The sequence below is a fragment of the Paenibacillus sp. FSL R5-0527 genome (assembly GCF_038008055.1).
GTDB classification, from domain to species: Bacteria; Bacillota; Bacilli; order Paenibacillales; family Paenibacillaceae; genus Fontibacillus; species Fontibacillus macerans.
The window spans coordinates 144,598-164,934 of the sequence record NZ_JBBOYI010000001.1; the positions used below are offsets into that span (position 1 = coordinate 144,598).

Sequence of the window (20,337 nt, forward strand, 5' to 3'; positions counted from 1 at the left end):
CTATAACAGCCTCTCTTCCCCGAGCCGCTTCGCGGTCCAATTCGCGATGAGCAGCATGATGACGCTTACGATCGTTTTAAAGATGCCGCCGGCTGTAGCTAACGAGTAGTTGCCTTGGGCAATCCCGTATTTCAGCACGAAGATGTCGATCGTTTCCGCCCAGTCGACGACCAGCCCGTTGCCGAGCAAATACTGAACTTCAAACCCGGCCTCCAAAATATGCCCGATGGACATAATCAGCAGGATGACGATCGTCGGCTTGATTCCCGGCAGCGTCACGTGGAGCATTTTCCGGTAACGGCTGGCTCCGTCCATATCCGCGGCTTCATACAGCGCCGGGTCGATCGAGGCCATGGCCGCCAGGTAAATGATCGTGTTCCAGCCGACCTCCTTCCAAACATGGGACGCCCCGACGACGCCCCAGAAGTATTTCCCTTCGCTGAGCCAGAGAATCGGTTCATCGATCAGATGCAGCTTGATCAGCAAATCGTTGACAATCCCGTCGGAAGCCAAAGAAGTGGCCACGATCCCCGTCACGATAATCCAGGACAAAAAGTGCGGAAGGTAGGAAATGGTTTGCACGGTTCTTTTCCAGAACACCTTCTTGATTTCATTCAACAGCAGCGCCAGAATGATCGCGGTAACAAATCCGAGAACCAGGTTGATGATGCTCATGCCCAACGTGTTTCGCAGCATGCGCAAAAAATTGTCGTCCTCGAACAGGAATTTGAAATGCTTGAAGCCAACCCATTTCTGTTCGCTGAAATCCAGCGCCGGCTTGTAGTCCTGAAACGCCATCGTCCAGCCCCACACCGGCACGTACGCGAACAAAACAATGTAAGCGAGCAGCGGCACCGACATGTAAATCAGCTGCCGCTGGCTTTTGATGAGGTTCCACGTGATGCGCTGCTTGCCCTTTTTTGTTTTCCGGACGGTGCTTCGTTCCATTAAGGTCTCATTCATAAAGTTGTTCTCCCTGCTTTATTTCACGGTCCAGGTATCGATTCTCCACTTCAGCACTTCATTGATCCGGTCCTCGTAAGCTTTTACGTTCAGCTTGTGGATTTCGGATGTATAAGCGTCCCAGGCCTTGTCGAACTCTCCCGGTTTCGCCAGAATCGCTTGCGGCAAGTGCTTGGTCGACAGGTCGTTCAGCTTCGTACTGACGATTTTCGCTTCCGAGCCTTCCACCAGATCCACGGACCAAGCCGGGTAATAAATCGGATTTTCCGGCGGATCGCTGAAGAAGTCGACGTAGCTCTCATAACCGTAAGCCGCGAGAAACTCCTTATCGTAGTCTTTCAGGCCGGCCTGGTATTCTTCCGGTTGCGCGGCGGCGTCGGTCGCATTGCCGTCGCTGTAGTAACCTTCCATTTTCGGCATGAAGCCAAACAACGTGTCCGCTTTGTTGGCCAGCTTCCAAGTGGCGTCGGTCGTTTTATCGCGCTGTTCCTGCGTTCTCACAAACCGGCCTTCCTCATTGACGATATAATCCTCGCCTTCGATGCCCCAGGAGAGCACCTTTTGCCAATCCTCCTGAATCAAACGGTCGAGCAGCTTGATGATCTTGACCGGTTCCTTCGCATTAACACTGATGCCGAAACCGTTGTTTAGGTTGAGCGGCGGACGGTCCCGGTAATAATCCCTGGTGCTCGTATCGTAAACGAGCGGGAGCCCGACATAGGTTCTTTCCAGCTTCTGCTGCGTGATCAGGGCATTCTCCGCAGTCTGGAAGTTCCAGTGTTGGTCGAACATCCCAAGCACGGTGCCGCTGGATATTTTGGCCAAATACTGGTCAAAGTTTTGCGTGAACGTCTCTTTGTCGATCAGCCCGAGCTGGTTGACTTCGTTCAACTTTTGATAATACCGTTTCGCATAATCCTTGTCGGCGAAAATCTCGGCTTTGCCGTCGTTCACCACGACGCCGCCGTCGTTCGGGTGCCCGATCAGATGCTGCGGCGCGTTGAACAGCCCCCAGTTTTTCCAGTCGTAGTTCAATATTTCAAAGCCGATCGTCGGGCTGCCGTCGATCGTCGGATATTTCTCCTTGTATTTGGCGATCAAATCGAAGTATTCGTCCAGCGTTTTCACCTGCGGATAGCCGAATTCCTTGAGCACCGCTTTTTGGATCCAGAAGGCCGGCCCCGAGTAATAGGTGCTGCTGACTTCGCCGTTGAAAGCTCCGTAGTTCGGCAAAATGTAGATATGGCCGTCGTTCGGGTCCTTCATCATGTTCCAGTACTTCTCGTAATGCTTCTTCAGATTGGGCGCATGCTCTTCGATCAGATCTTCCAGCGGAATGTAGGCGCCCGCCGCGGTCAGCTTGGTGTTCCCGGTCATGATATCCGGGTAATCGGAGCCGGCGATCATCACGCCCAGCTTCTGATTGATATCGCCCGCCAGGAACTCGAATTTGAACGTCGCTCCCAGCTCGTCTTTGATTTTCTTGTAGATCTTGTTGTCCGGCGTCGGCTGTTGCCCCGCTTCGCCAATAAAAGCGGTGATCTCAAACGGTTCCGCCTTGTCCCCGGCATTTCCGGACCCATTATCGGCATGGCTTCCGGTACCCTCTGTCCGGTTGCCTCCGCCGCACCCCGACAGAATAATGCTAAGCGACAGCAGCAGCAGGATGCCGAGCCGGAGAACCGACTTTGACTTGCCCCCCATGTAAAGCACCTCCGTAAAGTTTTAGTTGCTTGTCAAGGTTTGGAAGCCCTTACAAGAAACCCATCTTTATTGTAAAAGCGCTGCCACGGCCGAAACTATATCACAATTAAAGCATTACCCTTCAAAATTTTAGTTCCTGCCTCTGTATTCATTCGGAGACAGGCCCAGCCGCTTCTCGAACTGCTTGAGAAACTGCCCGTAGTTGGCATAACCGACCCGTTCCGCCACCTCGCTGTTGTTCAGTTTGTTTTCCCGAAGCAGCCGCGCCGCCTCCTCAATGCGGAGATTATGAATCATCTCGTTGAAATGAACCCCGTTTTTCTTCATCAGCAGCTGCCCCAGGTATACCGGATGGAGATAAAAAACTTCGGCCAGCTTTTTGATCGTCAGCCCTTCCCGGTAATGCTCGCCGATGTAGCGGTTGATGTCCTGAACGATGCCCTGGGAGCTCCGGGTCGTTTCCTCGAGCAGCAAATCGATGCTTTCCGTGCCAAAAGAGACCAGCGCCGTCAGGAGCTCCTCCACCGTCAGCGCCTCCTGGGCGCGGGGCGGCCCGCAGCGGCCGATGAGGGGATCAGCCTTGTCGCCCAAGGCTTCCCGCAGCTGTTCGGCAATGTTGTAAAAAAGGTGGATCGCCAGCTTCATCACGATGTCCGGGGCGGTGTACCGCTCGCGAAAACGGACGGCCGCCTCTTGCCCGGCTTTCCGCAAACCGGCTTTATCAAGCAGCTGAACGGCTTCCAGCACGCGGTCAATCCACTCCGCCTGATCGTAGCGGGAGTCAAATGAACGAAGGTGTACCTGCAGGTACCGGGCGATCGCGGGGTAAGCCTGGGCGTAAAAATTATGCGGCATCGCCCCAAGGGCGCTGCGGAAGCAGGCATGGAGCCCGTCAAGGGACGGCGCGCCGGCTCCCAGCGCCAGGAGCGCGGGCAACCCGGCATACCGCTGCGCTAGCTCCCGCATCCGGGCAAAGCCGTCTTCTCCGTCCGGGCCGGGAGCGTAGCCGAATACCAGACCGAAATCGCCCGTTTCCAGGTCCACCAACACCATCGCTTCCTCCCCGGCGGCCAGCGAAGCCGCGATTTCCCGCAGCTCCGCGCGTCTGCCCGGCACAGTGCGGATCAGGCAGAAATTCCAGGCCTCCCGAAGGGAAGAGAGAGCTTCAAGCCCCCCGGCCGAGGCAAGCTGCTCTGCAGCCCCCTCGGCATCGGGCTCCGGCTCGGGCGGCAACCCGGGCGGTTCGGTAAGCAGCTTCTTGATCCGGGATACCGTCTCCTCCAGGGACGCGATCCGGCTGATGCGCTGCAGCTCGCGTTCCTGCAAAAGCTCCCCGTAAATCACCGCCAGTTCCTTGGCGGCCGCCGCTTCATCAATCGGTTTCAAAAAATAATGATTAACCCCGAACCGCATCGCCCTTTGCGCGTATTGAAAGTCGCTGTACCCGCTGACGATGGCGAAGCGCACCGGGCGGGAGCCGCCCCGCTGCCACGCCTCGATCATCCCGAGCCCGTCAAGCACCGGCATCCGCACGTCCGTCACGACGAGATCCGGCTGCAGCTTTTCGATCATTTCAAGCCCCTCCGCGCCATTGGCGCAGGTTCCGCAAACGTCGAAACCAAGCCCGCGCCAGTCGATCCACAGCTGCATCCCTTCGATCGCGCCCGGCTCGTCGTCGATCAACAGCACTTTAAAAGCCATGTTCACGCCTCCCTGTCCAATTCTTCTTGATGCTCCAACAGCTTGATCGGGATTGCGAAGGAGACCTCCGTTCCCTGGTGGAGTTTGCTGCTGATGTCAAAACGAACCTGATCGCGATAATAAAGCTCGAACCGGCGGTAAACGTTGCGGATGCCGATGCTGCTCCCGGAGGCGTTCTCGCTGCGCACGGCCACCAGCATTTCCCGCAGCTGCCCGGGCTCGATGCCCTTGCCGTTGTCGGAAATGACGATGCGGAGCCTGCCGTCGCCCACGTACGCCTTGATCTGAACCAATCCGAGCCCTTGCACGGCTTGAATCCCGTGCTTGCAGGCATTTTCGACAAGCGGCTGAATGCTCATTTTCGGAATCTTGTAGTGCAGCGCCTCCTCCGCAAGGTCGAACCGGTATTCGAATTTATCCCGAAAGCGGAATTTCTCGATTTTCAGATACATGTCGATAAACATCATTTCTTCCTGCAGCGTCACCAGGTCTTCCTTCCAGCTGAGCAGCCGCCGCAGCAGCTTGGACAAGCTCTTGATGATGTCCGTTACGTCCGAATAATTGTTTTTCGTGCAGACGACCAGGATCGCGTTGAGCGTGTTGAACAGAAAATGCGGGTTCATTTGACTTTGCAAAAAATTCAGCTCCGCGCGCACCCGTTCCATCTCCAGGCTTTTCTTTTGGATTTCCAGCTTGTAGACATCGTTGATCAGTGTATTGATCCTCGCCGTCATGCGGTTGAAATGGCGGATCAGCCCGCCGATTTCGTCGCGCCCCTCATCGATCCGGATGAGATCGAACTTCTCGTTGCTGACCTTCTGCATATGCCGCGCCAGCCGCTTAACCCGGTAATGATAGGACCGGAGCATGACGTAAATAAACACTGCCGTAAAAAAGGCCGCAGCAGCAGCCAGTATCCCGACAAAAATCCGCATGTCGAGCATCGCGTTCGTGACCCGGACTCCCTGCGGAATGCCGATCAGCCGCCAGCCTTTGACATAGCGCGCGCTTCCGATGGCCACGGTTTTGACGCCTTTTTCCCGCGTCTCCTCCGTCCATGCAAACTTGGCGTAACCGTTTGCGTCCCCGTTTTGGTAGCCGCTGGCCGCGGACATGATGACTTCGTCCTCCCCGTTGACCAGATACAAGTCCAGATAATCCTGCTCCCGCTTGATGACGTCATAAATTTTACTGAGGTCAATGTCGATCCGCAACAGCTTATCGTATTCGTCGTAGGAATCATAGGAATCCATGCGTTCGATGACGCTCAAATATGGCTCGGTGTTCGCCCAATTGCTGGCCTGGGCCGCCCGGTACGCTGCGACGGAGACCTTATCGCCGGAGATCTGCCAAAGGCGGTACCAGTCGCTGTTTTTCACCTGCTCGTCGATGATATGGTAATTGCCGCCGGGAACGATGGTCGGATTGGCGGTATAAATCCCGATCCGCAAAATCTGGTTGTTGACCGGAATGTAGCTGGTCACCCGGTTGCGCAGCTGCTCGTCGAACGTAGCGTAAAAATCGAGCTGGCCGGAGTATTCCCGGTCGAGCATTTCGTACAGCGCTTTGTCCGTATTCAGCGCATGGCTGACGGCGACGCCTCCGTCGATAAAATCGTGAATGTCTTTTCGGGCCCGCTCCATGGAGATCTCCAGGTTCTGCTCCTCCCGCTCCATGATGAAATCGGACATCCGGGTCATAAACAGTAAAATGATGACCAAAATCGGCACCAGCACGCCAACCAGATAAATCAGCAAAAACTTGTAGTTGAGCGGAATATCGTTCACTTTTCCCCGAAATTTCAATCTTGCCATGCGCGCATCGTCCCCCAATTAATCCGCCCGCTCGCGATCGGGCTCCCGCTTGTAAGCCGAAGGCAGCACCCCGGTCGCCTGCTTGAACTTGCTGAGAAAATAGTCCGTATTCGGATATCCGACCTGCAGGGCGATCTCGGAAATTTTCATCGTGGTGCGCTTCAGCAGCCGTTTGGCTTCTTCGATCCGCTTCATGTTCAAATATTCGTTGAACGGTTTGCCCGTCTCCTTTTTGAACAATTGGCCCAAATAGGCCGGGTTCATATGGAACTTTTGCGCCAAAGTCTGCAGCTTCAGCTTGCTTCTGTACGCCCCGTCCACATACCGGATCACTTGAAAAATCGTATTGCCCTCGCTCCGCCGCTTGAGTTCGCCGATCTGAGCCGCCGCTTCCAGGCACAGCCGGCGCACATACCGCTTCAACGCTGCGTAGTCGGCTATGCCGCCGAGGCTTCCGTATTCCGCCTGCATACGTTTCATGAAACCGTCGGGATCGCCGTGGAATCCGGCCATTTGCCGGCAAAGGGTGAGCTCCAGATTCGCGGCGCCCGCTTGTAACGCTTCGATGTCCGCCTGACCGCAGGTTAGCGCCGCAAACGCCTCCTCGATCGCGGAATCAATCATCTCCGGCGCGCCGGCTTCCACCAGCTCGGGCAAACGGCGGAACCAGCCCTTATAGGCGGCATCTTGCCAAGTCGCCGAGGCTGGGCCGTTATGAAAAAACAGCCCCGTTTTCCCCTGGCTGCGTTTTGCTCTGTTCAGATCGAGCGCCTGCAAATATAGCTTCCGAATCGCCCCCATCCCTTTTGCGATGCCGCTGACCGTCACCAGGACCCGCTGCTTACGCTCCGCAAGCTCGCGGTTGACGGCCAGCCCGGTCTCCTCCAAACGGGAATCCGTCATGTCCTCCGCGCGCAGGATCACGCCTGTCCGCCCGGCCCGGTCCTGAAAAAACCGGCCGGCATCCTGCGCGAAAAAGGCGCCGATCCGCTGGCTTAGGCCGCTCCCATCGGCCCCGGTATCGATCAGCGCGCAGCGCAGCTCCGCCTCTCCCGGAAGGCCAAGCGACCTCGCGGCTTCGGATTGCAGTTCCGGATCGCCTTCCCCCTGAATCAATCGGTTGAGCAGATTGTTTACGAACAGCGACCGCTTCCGGGGCAGGCTGCGCTCCGCGGCCAGCTCATCCGTAATCTTTTGCCCGAGCTTGGCCAGAAGGGCCTCGATTTCCTCTTCGTCGATCGGTTTAAGCAAATAATCCACGGCGCGTTGGCGCATGGCCGTCAGCGCGTAATTAAAATCGTCGTAGCCGCTTAAAATGACGAACTCGGGCGGCCTTTTCAGCGTCTGCCGGCTCCTTTCGATCAATTCGAGCCCCGTGACCGCCGGCATGCGGATGTCCGTGAAGACCAGCTCCGGCCGGAGCTCTTCGATCATCGCCAGCGCCCCCGGGCCGTCCAGGGCTTCCCCGCAAACCCGGAAACCGTGCTTTTCCCAGTTCACCATTGTGCGCAGCCCCTCCAGCACCCATGGCTCATCATCCACAAGCAGTACCTGCAGCATACCGCATCGCTCCTTCTTCTTTTCAAACGTTTCTTGTTTCTTATGTCAATGCTGAGTCAGCCAAGCTTGTAAGCGTGTTCATGAAATAATTTAGCATAACTCCCGGAAGGTGGAAACCAAAAAATCCCACAGCGGCCGCCAGCCTTCCGGTTATAAGCTTGCATTTTTTTATATTTCATGTCACAAATCGTTAAGAAACGGCAGTCGTATAAGCGAAGTTAAAACACAGGGAGGTGATGAATTGGATAGCAAAACAGCGGCTTCGATAAACCGGGCTGAGCGAAGGGCTATGATTGACGAATGGGCCCGCCAGGCGCAAGCGGGCTCTCAGGAAGCGTTTATCGAGATCACCCGCCACTTCGAAAAAGAGCTGTATATCTATTGTTATTACCTGATTAGGGATCGCGAGGAAACCAAGGATGCGCTTCAGGACATTTTTATCCGGGCCTATCGAAATATAGGCGATTACCGCGGGGACTCCCCATTTTCGGCATGGCTGTACAGAATCGCCTACAATCACAGCATGGATGTGCTGAAAAAGAAAAAACGGCACCAACGAATTGCGGACAGATACCAGAACGAAGCCAAATTATTCACCTACTCCGAACAGGAATCCGCCGTCATGGAATTGCTGGATCCGCTGACCCCCAGCGAACGGAATCTAGTGCTGTTAAAAGCGGTGGAGCAGTACACTTTCGAGGAACTCGGGCAAATTATGGACTGCAAGCCGGCCACATTACGGAAACAATATGAGCGCATCCGCAACAAACTGGTCCAATACAAACGGAATAAGGGAGGCCCAAAAATTGAAGCCAATATCCGATCCAGCAAAGCAGGTTACTGACAACCTGGAATATATGATTCAAAATACGGAAGTTCCGGAACTAAACTTGGGTGAAAGGATTGTTGAACAAATGAACCGTACAAATACAGAGTTGCATCGTCGCAGCCGCAGTAAAAGCAACCGGATGAAAAGAACGGTGGCGGTCTCGGGGATAGCCGCGGCTTTAGGTTTTGGGATCATCGGCAGCGGGTTCGTATCCCCGGTCATGGCCAGCGCGCTGAGCCAGGTTCCGCTCATCGGCAACATCTTTCAGCAGTACGGGGACACCGGGCTGCAGGCAAGCGTGGCCAACGGATTGTATCAGCCCGTTCAAGCTAAAGACAGCCACAACGATATGACCCTGGAAAGCACCGGATATGTTTATGATGGAACCCGCATCTCCATTGCCCTAAAAAGAGACGGTCAAGCGGACGCCAAACTGCTTGGCGAGCGCATGGACAACGGTGACACGGACAGCAGCGGCAAAGGCGTCCTTAAAGACATCAGTATGTACATTAACGGCGAGCGGTACTATCCGGGAGGTTATACTTTGACGGACGGAGATACCCGGGATACGGCCATTCTGGAATTTAACGACACCCCTCCTATCACCCTGCCTAATGCTGATCCGGATCTGGTGAGACGGCCTGAACCGCTGGGCGATTCCTTCGAATTGAAGCTTGAAGCGACCTTAACCGGTTCTGATCAGCCTTATTTGTTGACGTTCCCGGTGAAGAAAAACACCGAAAACGTCGTTTTGAAGCCGGAAATGGTTAAATCGTATGACGGATTCCGCTTTGCTCTGGACAAGCTGGAATTGACGCCGATCACGACGCGTTTGACCATGACCGGCAGCGGGGAGCTAGCCAGCCTCGGGGAAGAGTACAAACTTCCGGCTGAAGATCTGTTCGCCGGCAAATATCGGTTTGGATTCGATATCCGCGATGAGAACAACAACCTGCTGGAGGAACTTCCGGGTAACCATATGAACTTTATTGACGGGCAATATGTGCTCGACTACAATTTCACGCCGTTTAAAGAGACGCCGAAATCGATTGCGATCAAGCCTTATGTGCTGAACCAAGACAAATTTTCCGGCAAATTCTACGAAAAGAAATACCTCAGCGAGCTGGAATTCCAGGTGGATGTAAAATAGCGGCAAATCTCTAAAATTAGCAAAGGCTCGGCCTTTACACAGGCGCCGGGCCTTTGTATCTTTGGAGCGTGAAGACCCGTATTCGGTAAAAGTAAAGCCAACCCATAAAGGTGATGTAAGGCTGTATCCGGCCTAAATCACGGCTCCTCCGATGGAGGGGCCCGCTATGACACTGAGGCTCGCCCAGCGCATGGAAATTTTGTCGGCGCACGGAAATTTGTCGGCGTACGAAAATTTATCGGCGTACGGAAATAACGGCAATTTGTGTACCTATTTCTTAAGCTTCACCCTTCACTCGCGAAATAGCGGAACTTTTTGTCCCTATTCTTCTGCCAAGCATGGGAAAAGCGCCTTTGTCAGCTCATCGGTCACAATTAGCGGTAAAAAATTCCTCTACTTTCCCTGAACCCCCTTTTTCGCCGAAAATAACACCCTTATTTACCGCTATTGCTGCGGTTCCGGGCAGCATCCGCAATCATAACCATGCACCCCTACCCCCTCCTTGCCCGAAATAAGAAAAATCCTCTCCTAAAACGGAAGAGGATCAAATTGATATCAATTACGAAAAGTTTTGCCGGAACCAGGCGGCAGCGGCATCCACTTCGGTTGGCGTCAGCTGATGGCCGTACGGTTCCCAATGCACGTGCACGTCGGCCCCAGCCCCGCTTAATAGCCGCTCCAGTTCCTCGGTTTCCCGCGCCGGGGACATGGCGTCGTAGCGCCCCGCCCCGATAAAGACCGGCAGCCCGGCCATGTCCGGCAGCTCGACGCCGCGGCGCGGCACCATCGGGTGGTGCAAAATCGCCCCTCCGAGCGCCTGCGGATAATGGAACAACAGGCTGGCCGCAATGTTCGCCCCGTTCGAGTAACCGACCGCGACCAGGGCGCGGCGGTCAAACCCGTATTGCTCCGATGCTTCGTCCAGGAAGTCGTTGAGCTCCCGCGTGCGGAGCACGAGATCTTCCTCGTCGAAAACGCCGGCCGCCAGCCGCCGGAAAAACCGCGGCATCCCGTTCTCCAGCACGTTGCCTCTGACGCTAAGCACCGGCGACGCGGGCGAAATCAGCTCGGCCAGCGGCAGCAGATCCGTTTCCGTCCCGCCGGTGCCGTGAAGCAGGAGCAGCGGAGGAGCCGTCCGCTCGCCGCTCCCCATACCCGGCTTGAAAATATGCTTCATCACAGATCCTCCTCAAGCACCCGCACTTCGATCGGAGTTAAGTTCTGCTCGATCGCCTCGCGTTGCGGCTCGTACCAGGCCGGCAGCATCAGCTTTTCGCCCAAATGCTCCGGATCTTCGTCATTCGCGAAGCCCGGCGGGTTTGTGGCGACTTCGAACAGGATGCCGCCCTCCTCCCGGAAATATAGTGCGTGAAAATACTGCCGGTCGACGATCGGCGTCGGCCGGTACCCATGCTCGGCGACCCGCTCTCTCCACTCTTCGTGCTCGGCGAAATCCCGGGCCCGCCAGGCGATGTGATGCACCGTGCCGGCGCCGCCCGCGCCGTATTCCATCGGCTTCACGTTCACGTCAATGACGTCGCCCAGGTCTCCCTCCGCTTTAAAGCGGGCATAAAATTCGTCTTCGCCCAGCTTTTTCAGGCCCATCACATGCTCCAGCAGCCCGGCCGTTTTGCCCGGAGCCGCGCTGTACAGCACCGCGCCGCCAAAGCCTTTGATCGCTTTATCCGCCGGAACGCCACCGAACGACCAGGTGCTGAGCGGTCCTGGCGCCCGTTCGACCAGCTCGATTTGCAGCCCGTCGCCATCGCGGAAATGCAAATATGTTTCGCCGAAGCGTTGCGTGTCGGTCGTGGAAATGCCGAATTTCCGCAGCCGTTCCCGCCAGAACGGCATCGCGCCCTCCGGAATGGCGTACACGGTAACCCCCACCTGACCGGCTCCGACCCGGCCGCGCCGGGCTCCCGCCGTCGGGAAAAAGGTCATAATCGATCCCGGACTGCCCGCCTCATCGCCAAAATACAGATGATAGACTTCCGGCGCGTCGAAATTGATCGTTTTTTTGACCAGACGCAATCCGAGCACACCCGTATAAAAATCGACATTTTTCTGTGGATCGGAAGCAAAAGCCGTAATATGGTGAATCCCTGTCGTCGGTTGAATCATGACTGATCACTCCTTTTTTGTGGGTACGCTTATTTCAAAACTTGTCGTAGCTGACAAACTCTCCAACCGGTTTGCGGTAACCGCGCGGGCGGAAGCTGGAAGTATCCTCCTTGCCGATTGCGATGAGCATGGCCGGGACGTAATTGTCCGGGACCTGCAGCAGCTTGCGCATTTCGTCCGGGTTAAAGCCGATCATCGGGCACGTATCCCAGCCCTTGTCTTTGGCGATCAGCATAAACTGCATGGCCGACAGGCTGGCGCTGCGGATCGCTTCATCCCGCATAAATTGCTCGCCCCGGCTCTCATAGAAACCGATCGTGGACGAGACGAGCTGATCGTATTCCTGCTTGCCGAGCACTCCCAGGTTAAGCAGCCCTTCGTTCATCGCCGCAGCGTCCTTGTGGGCGTCGAGTTTGCCCAGCACCAGGATCACCGCCGACGCGGTCCGGACTTTGTATTGTTTTTCCGCCGCTTCGTATACTTTCTCCTTCAGATCGGGGTCTTTCACCACCACGTAATGGGCATGCTGCAGATTAAACGCCGACGGGGCGTATTTAACGAGGTTGAACATCTCGTCCAACTCCTTGTTATCCATTTCCACCCCCGGGATAAATTTATTCGCCGAACGGCGGGATTTAAGTAATGATGTAAAGTCATGATCAGCCATACTTGCTCCTCCTTCACCTTGGAAATGTCAAGTGTATACATTTAAAGAATCTCTATATTAAGATATTGGAAAGGCAGCAGGCCGGGGTCATCCAAAAGACGCCCCAGAAATCCTATACAACGAACCAATCCGGCAAACCTATTCAGCCAATCCCATTCAGTAAACCTATCCAATGATCAGCGATCCTATCCAGCGATTCGGTGATCCTATCCAGCAATTCGGTGATCCTATCCAGCAATTCGGTGATCCTATCCAGCAATTCAGCAATTCAGCGATCCTATCCAACGAACCTATCGTTTCACCTTACCATCAAACCCATCGATCGATTCTCGTCTATTTAAGGCCATCTTCCTTATAGCTGTCTTCGGCATGCTTGCCCAGCTTTTTCAACAGTTTAGCGGCCGTTTGCATTTCCTCCGGCGACAGCCCTCCCATCACCTCTTCAATCAGTTTCGTATGCCGGGGGAACACTTCTTCGATAAATTGCTTGCCGCGCTCGGTAATTTCCGCATACACCAGACGCCGGTCTTCCTTGCAGGTTTTGCGGGCCACAAACCCTTTCTTCTCCAGCTTGTCGACCGTATACGTAATGTTGCCGCTGCTCATCAGCACTTTGTTGCCGATCTGCTGGGTCGGCTGGCGCCCCTTGTGGTACAGCAGCTCCAACACGCCGAATTCGGTGCGGGTCAACCCGTACTCGCGGATCGATTTGTCGCTGTGCGCATGTACCCACTGGCTTGCCCGGGATAGTACGACCAACAGATGCAAAGCCTCGTTTTGCACTCTATCCACGCCGGTTCACCTCCAAACAGTTGTTCATGCAGATACATTTTTCTTAGATGATACACGATTTCTATAAGTTTTTAAGAATCTTAAATCTATTTGTCTTAATATTAAGATATTATCTTGGCGATGTCAAGCCTTTCTGTTTAAAAGAAGCTGAAGCATTACCGCGAGATGCAAAAGTGCATTTGGAATGAGCCCGAATTCCGGTTATTAGAGCGATGAGATGCAAAAGTGCAGTTGAAAATGGGACTTAGAGACAAATTTGCTCAAAAGGGTGAAAATGGCCTGCACTTTTGCAATTCGCCGGTTAGTTTCGGGAAGTTTTGACAAAATTCGCATGCACTTTTGCGCTTGGTCCAACTGTCACGTCCTGTCCTGTCCTGTCCTGTCCTGTCCTGTTCTGTTCTGTCCTGTCACGTCCTGTCCCCTGCCCTGCTATCTCCAAAGGAGTCCAGCAGCATCACTGCTTGCCGCCGGACGCCTTGGGATACACATGCAGCAATACATTGGCGGCGAACAGAACGACGCCGAGCACAACCAACATTCCGCCGATCGCCACCAGAAGCTCAAATTGCTCCGAGCCCAGCTCCAGAAAGGCGAGGCTGATCATCATGACCGGCAGGCCGAGCGAATAAGTCCAAAATTGGATTTTGCTAAGCAAGCTCTCTCCAGCCTCCGGAAACAGCACATAAATCAGCCCCGCCAGCGCAAACGAAGCCCATCCCAGCAAATTGACATGCGCGTGCACACTCTCCAGTTCATGCGCATGCCCCATCGACATATACATGCCCAACAGTACCCCGGCGACAAAATAAATGACGGAAATTCTAATATACGCGATCCCCACGGCCATGCCTCCCGCTTGGTCAATTTTTTGCTTGTTCAAAAATATGTCCCAATCGGCAGGAATATTCGTGAAAATGACCGTTACTTCCCGGTGAGGACGATGCCGTAATCTTTGGCCAAATAATCGTGAATCCGCTCAAAATCGGCCGGCGTCAGCTGATTCAATCGCTTATGCTTCTGTTTCCATTCATGCCCGAGAATGATGCCGATCGTTTCCCCGGCCAAACCGGTGGTCGGAATGACTCTGGCGCTGCCGTAGGCTTTAATCTTGGCCCCGATGTTTTTCCCGGCCACCAGCACGTTGTCGTAAGACTTCAATTCAAAAGAGCGCAGCGGGATCCCGTACCGGTCCGGTTTGCCGTAACCGATCCCCTTCGCAATGGCACGGGTGCCCTGCAAATCGATCGGATATCCGCCGACGCTGACATTATCCCAAAACATCCGGCTCGACTGCAAATCCGGGTAATCCAGCACGTATTCCGTTTCATAGCGGTCGAAGTCGCGGATGTACAAATATTCCGGATACCCGTTCAACTCGGCTTTATCGAAACCGGGAATATGCTTGCGCAAATATTTGACGATATCAGGCGCTTCCGCTTTGGCCCGGCTGACGGCCGACGTTACCGATTTGGGGTCCGCCGGGTTCACGTCGTATATCAGCAGGCTGTTGATGATCACCTCGCCGTCTTTTTGATACGTCGCATTAAGCCCCCGGAGCACGAGATGCGAGTCGCGCGGCTTATATTTAAACGTCAGATTGCTGAACCCCGTGGCGAAATGCCAATCCACATAAGTGTTGGGACCGTATTTCTCCTGGACGTTCGAAAGCGGATAATCCTCCAACACGGCTTGATGCAGCTTGTTCCAATTGACGTTTTTGACCGGAATCATGTAGGTGGCCGCCATATAATCCGGCTTCTTGCCGCCATAGATGCTCTCCATGCCGGGAATCCGCTTGTTTCCAAGCTTGCTGGTCAGGGCGGCGAAATCGGTGTTTTCCACAAAATAACCGGCTTCAACCGTATACCTTTTTCCATCTCTCGCCCGGTACGTCAGCGATTTGAGCGATTTCCCCTTGCCTTGGGGGACGATGTCCACCCCTTCGATCGCGATGCCGCTGCGCAGCGGGATGCCCTGGATCAACCGGCCGTAAAACCGTTCAAAGGCGGGCAGCTTGCGGATCTTTCCGGCTTTGTATCCGTCATACAGCGGCTTCAGCTCACCCTGCACCAAACTGCGCTTGCGGTTGTCGTTCGGCTCGTCCAGCACCAGCATCTGCCCCTGGATCAATTCGCCGCCCGGTTTGCCGCGCGGATCCAGAATGAGCACGCTTAATCCCGAATCATGGGCCGCCTTGGCCAGCAAAACCCCTTCGATTTCGCTGCCGATCAGGACGACGTCATAACGGCTGCAGCCCTGTCCGCATTTCGGAGTTTCGGTTTGTGCGGAAGCCGAGGAAGCCCCCGTCAAAGGGTCTGTCCCCTGCAGAATAATGACGGCGGTCAACATGGCCATAACGATTCGTATGTACTTTGGCAATCTTATTTTCATCAATCGACAATTCTCCCCTCGCCTATATGCTGCTATTTTATCGCTTCGGAAAATAGATATCCAGAAGACATCTCCTGAAAGTGCATCAAACTGCGTAAAAAAGCCTCCAAGTACCGCCGTTAAGCGGTTTTGGAGGCTTTATTCGCGAAAACGGTTACAGAAAAAAGTGCTTGATCTTCATCCGCCGACCCCTAATAATAGGAAACTGGACTTAAGCGAATCCATTCGAAGACTTGTACTTCAGAAAGGTTGTACAGCATGAATACATCTCCGGCCATACATAAACAAGCCACCACCGCAAAAGAACCGTTTCCCGTCGCGCTCCTTTCCCTGACCGTCGGCTCGTTTGCCATCGGCATGACCGAATTCGTCATTATGGGGCTGCTGCCGAATGTGGCCAATGACCTCGATGTCAGCATCTCCACCGCCGGGCAGTTGATTACCGCTTACGCCATGGGCGTGGCGATCGGCGCACCGATCTTGACGCTGCTCACCCAGCGGATTCCGCAAAAAGGCCTGCTCTGCCTGCTGATGCTTCTCTTCATCCTAGGCAACGGCATCTCCGTCATAGCGCCCACCTATGAGGTGCTCATGGCCGCGCGGATTCTGACCGCCTTGACGCACGGCACCTTCTTCGGCGTCGGCGCCGTCATCGCCGCCAGCCTCGTCCGGCCGGAGAAACGCGCCGGCGCGGTATCGATCATGATGGCCGGACTGACCATCTCGAACATCGTCGGGGTTCCGCTCGGCACGTTTGTCGGCCAGCAGCTCGGCTGGCGCGCTTCCTTCGGCGCCATTGCCCTGATGGGCTTGATCGCCCTCGGCGGTATCCTCCGCTTCATTCCGCGCCTCCGCCAGGAGGAGCCGAGCGGCGTGGGCCGGCAAATCCGCGCGCTGCTCCGCCCCAAGCTGCTGCTGTTTCTGCTGATCGCGGCGCTGGGAAATACGAGCTTGTTCGCCGTTTTCACCTATATCGCACCTCTGCTTCAGGACATCACCGGCTTTGCCGAGCATAACGTGACCTGGATTCTCGTTATTTTCGGCTGCGGCGTCACGCTCGGCAACATGATCGGCGGCAAGCTCGCCGACTGGAAGCTGATGCCGTCCTTGCTTGGTCTGTTTTTGGCCGTGGCGGTCATTTTGGGCATTTTCACCTTCACCGTTCACAGCCCTGCTTTGGCCGTCATTACGATTTTCCTATGGGGCATGGCCTCGTTCGGCGTTATGCCGGGGATGCAGGTGCGGATCATGAACCTCGCCAAAGCGGCTCCGGCGCTGGCCTCCACCTCCAGCCACGCTGCCGGCAACTTCGGCAACGCGATGGGCGCCTTCATCGGCGGCCTGGTCATTAGCCATATCGGCCTAACGTCGCTGCCTTGGGTCGGCTCGCTGATCGTGGTCCTCGCGCTGGTGATCGGCGCCGTCAGCTACACGCAGGAGCGCAAGCAAGGAACGGAATGACCGCGGCCTGCGTCAGCGCCTAAATCAAGGCCCATACACCGCCAAATCCGCATATTCCGCGATCAGCGGGGCCATCTGGCGGAAGCCGATTTTTCCGCCGGCCAGCAGCGGACCGTAGGAAAGCCCGTCATCCAGCCACGAAAACACGATCAATTCATTGATCGCAAACGTGATGGACGGGCCTTTTTTGATGATCAGCATCCGGTAGCTATCGGCGGCGTCGGCAACCCCGGGCAGCGGGTCGGCGCCCTGCGCGACCAGATGGAAGCCGTAGCTTTTGCGCAAATTGCAGGTATGAAAGCTGCGCTCTTCGGCCCACATGCGGCGAAAATAAGAAACATGGAAGGCATCCATCGCCCCATGGTGGTACTGGTCGTATTCACCTGTGCGCGGTGGCAGCAACGGATCGAACAGGTCCCTTCCCTCCGACCCCCTGGCGCTAAAAAACAAAATCGCAAGCCCTGGCTCCCGGAGCGGCCGGAACCGCCAGGACACCGCCATATCCGCGGAAAACTCCTCCGGACACCAGTACACCAGGTTGGCTTTTTGCCCTTCCTCCGCACTCCGCTTGCTCTCCAGGCGCAGCCGTCCAAGGGGAAAAGTCGCGGCCCCGTCCCCTTCCATCCTAAATCCCGCCGTATCCTGCGAAGACTGCAGCGGATTGCTGTACAATAAACGCCAACCTTCGGGGATGAACAAGCCGCTCTCCATCATAGGAGGATCAACATTCGCCAAAACCGGCAACCTCCCTTCCACCCAGCAGTTGAAGGGCCTCAATCCCCGCCAGCAGCACGATGCCGATTCCGTGAGTATCGTTCAACTGCCACGTTAATTCATCCTTGTAATAGTATTTGTTAAAAGAATACCCGGACCCGCGGCATACACCGTAGACGTTGCCGTCCTTGTCGATGCAGCTCTCGGTCAACCCCCGCCAGCCCCGCAGGGCCGACTCCAGGTAGGCTTCCGGCTCCTCCAGCCAGCCGCGCCGGAGGCCCCGGGCGAACGCGTAAATGAACATCGAGGTGCAGGACGCCTCCTCATACGAGTCCGGCTCGGTCAGCACTTGATGCCAGAGCCCGTTTTTACCTTGCAGCCGCAAATATCCATGGCAAAGCTCCCGATAGAACGCCAGAAGTTCGGGGCGAAGCGCATGCCGCTCGGGCATAGCCGACAGCAGTTCCGCCAGCGAAAAAACGACCCAGCCGTTCCCTCTTCCCCAAGCCACCCCGTTCGGCCGGCCAAACTTCATATCGTAGACATGGTGCATAATTTGGAGTTCGGGCATAAACAGCCTTTCCTTGTAGCGCAAAAATTGTGCGGCCGCATCCTCCAGGCAGGCTTCTTCTCCCGTCAATTCGTAATACTTACTTAAAAATGGCGTGCTCATGTACAAATCGTCGCACCAAAGGGTGTCTTTCATAAAGTCGGTCGTCCCCCGGGCCCGGTACAGCGTCCCGTCCGACAGGCGATCCTGCACATGACTAATGTAACGAGCAATATGTGCCGCTGCCTCGGCGGCTCCCCGGATCGGACGCAGCTTGTTCGCCTCCAGCATCGCGGCGCCAAACGAACCGCAATCGTCCAGCGAATCGATCATCGCCAGCTGGTGGTTGATGCCGGGAGCACCGTAGCGGTCCCGGTCCCAAAGCGCGTACTCATGCAGTTTGCTGCACTCCTCAATATGCTCGGCCGCATATTGGGTAAAATGCGGGGACTTCAGGACGCGCCCCGTTTTCAGCAGACCGTAAAGCGTCACCCCAAGCGGATAATTCCATCGGCCGTACAACGGACTTTCCGTAAAAGGCCTAATCCAGCAATCCGGCCGGTCAATCCGCCAAAACGTTGCTTCTTCCCCTCGGCCCAGCAAGGTATCCATAACGGTCACCGCGGCCGCCTGCGGGGCGTTTTCCCCGGAAAAAGGACCGGCATACAGCCAGGTTTCCGTCATCCCATCCACCGGATAGGGCCTCATCAGGCGGACGCGATTCCGGCCCGAAAAAGCCGGCGTTTCCTCCGAGGCCCGCCGATGCTCGGTAGCTTGGGCCGTGGCGATTGCGCCTTCCCCGAAGACATTCCCCGTTTCGCCCTCCTCCAACTCCCGCACCTTGTCGATCCCAAATCCCCAGCTGCCACCGCCCCAAACCGACTCCACCACCAGATCATGCGTACCGTAATCGACGCCGCGCAAAACGATCCCGAAGCGGCCCCGTTCCTCCGTGCCGCGGAAAACCGGGCGGCCGTCGATATACACGGTTGCGGCGCCCTCATAATGTCCGGCGATCCGCACGTTCGCCGCCGGAAACTTTCGCGTCTCCAGCTTGCACCATGCAAACACTTTGTCGCCGGACTTTGCTTCCGAACCAAACAGGCGGGCGAAGCAGCCCGCTTCCAGCTCCTGCGGCGACCATCGGTCCTGCGGATGCCACGCGCCATAGATACAGCCCTGGTTCATGCCAACAAGGTTCTGGCAGTTTTCGTGATTCTTGGCGTTCTCAGTGTTCTCAGTGTTCCCAGTGTTCCCAGTGTTCCCAGCGTTCTCGGCGTTCTCAGCGTCCTCTCGCTTCCCGCTGCTGCGGCTACCGCCCCACCTTTCGCCTTCAACCGCTCCCGGCAGCCGATCCCAACGTTTCGCTTGCGGCCCGCTGTACACCCACCCTTCGCAACCGCGCCCCTCCGGCGTCGGATTCAAGAAATGCAAGGGCGCTCCTTTCACGCTGCCCGTGCCGAACACGCCGCCGCAGCCGGTACCGGCCGCCGTGAATTCCAGCACGATATCGTTCCGCCCTTTCCCCGTCTTTGCGCGGAAGAAGGCTTTCCGGTCGGGAAACACGTCATCATTTAAATTCGATTGAAAGGCAAGCGCGCCGTTGACATAAACTTTGACCGGGCTGTAACAGCTGACGGAAAAGGGCGTCTCCCCTTTCTGCTCGCACCACAGCATGCCCCACACGTATACAAATTGTCCAGGCGTCAAATCCGGCCATCGCCGGACCAAATCCATATCGTAACGGCAGTCCGCCAACCGCTTGAACCCGCGCCGCGAGTGCACACGGTACACCGGGGGCCGCGGCGGGTTCGCTCCAACAAACCTGCCGGCCACGGCGGACAGCACCGGCTCCACCCGGCCCGCCGCAACCCGCGCTATCGCATCGTACTCATGAAAATAAGGCGGCACCAATGC

Annotated in this window: 16 protein-coding genes; 3 read left to right on the forward strand and 13 right to left on the reverse strand. The window is 55.9% G+C overall.

Going from position 1 to position 20,337, the window contains the following annotated elements; all coding sequences use genetic code 11:
* From NYE69_RS00630 to NYE69_RS00650, 5 genes are all read right to left on the reverse strand, one after another.
* Positions 1-963: an ABC transporter permease gene (locus NYE69_RS00630; RefSeq protein ID WP_340922752.1), complete on the reverse strand. Its 963-nt coding sequence runs from the start codon at positions 961-963 to the stop codon at positions 1-3.
* 18 nt (positions 964-981) lie between these two features.
* The gene (locus NYE69_RS00635) at positions 982-2,667 is read right to left on the reverse strand and encodes an extracellular solute-binding protein (protein ID WP_340922755.1); all 1,686 of its coding nucleotides are present in this window, start codon (positions 2,665-2,667) and stop codon (positions 982-984) included.
* A gap of 129 nt (positions 2,668-2,796) precedes the next feature.
* Positions 2,797-4,368 carry a response regulator gene (locus tag NYE69_RS00640; protein WP_340922757.1) on the reverse strand — a complete coding sequence of 524 codons (1,572 nt, stop codon included), beginning with the start codon at positions 4,366-4,368 and terminating at the stop codon, positions 2,797-2,799.
* A gap of 2 nt (positions 4,369-4,370) precedes the next feature.
* Positions 4,371-6,182, reverse strand: a complete 1,812-nt coding sequence (locus tag NYE69_RS00645; protein WP_340922760.1) for a sensor histidine kinase — start codon at positions 6,180-6,182, stop codon at positions 4,371-4,373.
* 18 nt (positions 6,183-6,200) lie between these two features.
* Complete coding sequence (locus NYE69_RS00650; protein WP_340922764.1) at positions 6,201-7,742, reverse strand: response regulator; 1,542 nt, start codon at positions 7,740-7,742, stop codon at positions 6,201-6,203.
* A gap of 241 nt (positions 7,743-7,983) precedes the next feature.
* Between NYE69_RS00650 and NYE69_RS00655 the strand changes: the two genes are divergently transcribed.
* Together NYE69_RS00655 and NYE69_RS00660 are read left to right on the forward strand one after the other, a co-directional pair.
* A complete protein-coding gene (locus tag NYE69_RS00655; protein WP_340922767.1) occupies positions 7,984-8,586 on the forward strand; it encodes an RNA polymerase sigma factor in 603 nt (200 codons plus the stop codon).
* Positions 8,587-8,656: 70 nt separating this feature from the next.
* Complete coding sequence (locus NYE69_RS00660) at positions 8,657-9,721, forward strand: DUF4179 domain-containing protein (RefSeq protein ID WP_340922770.1); 1,065 nt, start codon at positions 8,657-8,659, stop codon at positions 9,719-9,721.
* Between the two features lie 559 nt (positions 9,722-10,280).
* On the opposite strand, the gene NYE69_RS00665 is transcribed toward NYE69_RS00660, so the two are convergent.
* The 6 genes from NYE69_RS00665 to NYE69_RS00690 form a co-directional block, all read right to left on the reverse strand.
* Complete coding sequence (locus NYE69_RS00665) at positions 10,281-10,898, reverse strand: alpha/beta hydrolase (RefSeq protein WP_340922773.1); 618 nt, start codon at positions 10,896-10,898, stop codon at positions 10,281-10,283.
* On the reverse strand, positions 10,898-11,845 hold the full coding sequence (locus NYE69_RS00670) for a ring-cleaving dioxygenase (protein ID WP_340922776.1): 948 nt from the start codon (positions 11,843-11,845) through the stop codon (positions 10,898-10,900). Before NYE69_RS00670 ends, NYE69_RS00665 begins: the two co-directional genes overlap by 1 nt.
* Before the next feature lie 34 nt (positions 11,846-11,879).
* Complete coding sequence (locus NYE69_RS00675) at positions 11,880-12,512, reverse strand: nitroreductase family protein (protein WP_340922779.1); 633 nt, start codon at positions 12,510-12,512, stop codon at positions 11,880-11,882.
* A 333-nt stretch (positions 12,513-12,845) separates the two neighbouring features.
* A complete protein-coding gene (locus tag NYE69_RS00680; protein WP_340922782.1) occupies positions 12,846-13,304 on the reverse strand; it encodes a MarR family winged helix-turn-helix transcriptional regulator in 459 nt (152 codons plus the stop codon).
* Between the two features lie 454 nt (positions 13,305-13,758).
* Positions 13,759-14,145 carry a cytochrome-c oxidase gene (locus NYE69_RS00685; protein WP_328272866.1) on the reverse strand — a complete coding sequence of 129 codons (387 nt, stop codon included), beginning with the start codon at positions 14,143-14,145 and terminating at the stop codon, positions 13,759-13,761.
* Positions 14,146-14,225: 80 nt separating this feature from the next.
* Positions 14,226-15,695, reverse strand: a complete 1,470-nt coding sequence (locus tag NYE69_RS00690; protein ID WP_328272864.1) for an FAD-dependent oxidoreductase — start codon at positions 15,693-15,695, stop codon at positions 14,226-14,228.
* 258 nt (positions 15,696-15,953) lie between these two features.
* Here NYE69_RS00690 and NYE69_RS00695 point away from each other — a divergent pair, with 258 nt between their 5' ends.
* A complete protein-coding gene (locus NYE69_RS00695) occupies positions 15,954-17,156 on the forward strand; it encodes an MFS transporter (RefSeq protein ID WP_340922789.1) in 1,203 nt (400 codons plus the stop codon).
* 24 nt (positions 17,157-17,180) lie between these two features.
* Here NYE69_RS00695 and NYE69_RS00700 read toward each other — a convergent pair whose 3' ends face one another.
* Positions 17,181-17,867 carry a DUF1961 family protein gene (locus NYE69_RS00700; protein WP_328273733.1) on the reverse strand — a complete coding sequence of 229 codons (687 nt, stop codon included), beginning with the start codon at positions 17,865-17,867 and terminating at the stop codon, positions 17,181-17,183.
* A 10-nt stretch (positions 17,868-17,877) separates the two neighbouring features.
* Positions 17,878-20,331 carry a glycoside hydrolase family 88/105 protein gene (locus NYE69_RS00705; RefSeq protein ID WP_340922792.1) on the reverse strand — a complete coding sequence of 818 codons (2,454 nt, stop codon included), beginning with the start codon at positions 20,329-20,331 and terminating at the stop codon, positions 17,878-17,880.
* Positions 20,332-20,337: the final 6 nt, after the last annotated feature.

Coding starts and splice junctions, on each gene's coding strand:
- NYE69_RS00630 (WP_340922752.1), bottom strand. CDS start 963: ATGAATGAGACCTTAATGGAACGAAGCACCGTCCGGAAAACAAAAAAG.
- NYE69_RS00635 (WP_340922755.1), bottom strand. CDS start 2,667: ATGGGGGGCAAGTCAAAGTCGGTTCTCCGGCTCGGCATCCTGCTGCTG.
- NYE69_RS00640 (WP_340922757.1), bottom strand. CDS start 4,368: ATGGCTTTTAAAGTGCTGTTGATCGACGACGAGCCGGGCGCGATCGAA.
- NYE69_RS00645 (WP_340922760.1), bottom strand. CDS start 6,182: ATGGCAAGATTGAAATTTCGGGGAAAAGTGAACGATATTCCGCTCAAC.
- NYE69_RS00650 (WP_340922764.1), bottom strand. CDS start 7,742: ATGCTGCAGGTACTGCTTGTGGATGATGAGCCATGGGTGCTGGAGGGG.
- NYE69_RS00660 (WP_340922770.1), top strand. CDS start 8,657: ATGAACCGTACAAATACAGAGTTGCATCGTCGCAGCCGCAGTAAAAGC.
- NYE69_RS00665 (WP_340922773.1), bottom strand. CDS start 10,898: ATGAAGCATATTTTCAAGCCGGGTATGGGGAGCGGCGAGCGGACGGCT.
- NYE69_RS00670 (WP_340922776.1), bottom strand. CDS start 11,845: ATGATTCAACCGACGACAGGGATTCACCATATTACGGCTTTTGCTTCC.
- NYE69_RS00675 (WP_340922779.1), bottom strand. CDS start 12,512: ATGGCTGATCATGACTTTACATCATTACTTAAATCCCGCCGTTCGGCG.
- NYE69_RS00690 (WP_328272864.1), bottom strand. CDS start 15,695: ATGAAAATAAGATTGCCAAAGTACATACGAATCGTTATGGCCATGTTG.
- NYE69_RS00695 (WP_340922789.1), top strand. CDS start 15,954: ATGAATACATCTCCGGCCATACATAAACAAGCCACCACCGCAAAAGAA.
- NYE69_RS00700 (WP_328273733.1), bottom strand. CDS start 17,867: ATGGAGAGCGGCTTGTTCATCCCCGAAGGTTGGCGTTTATTGTACAGC.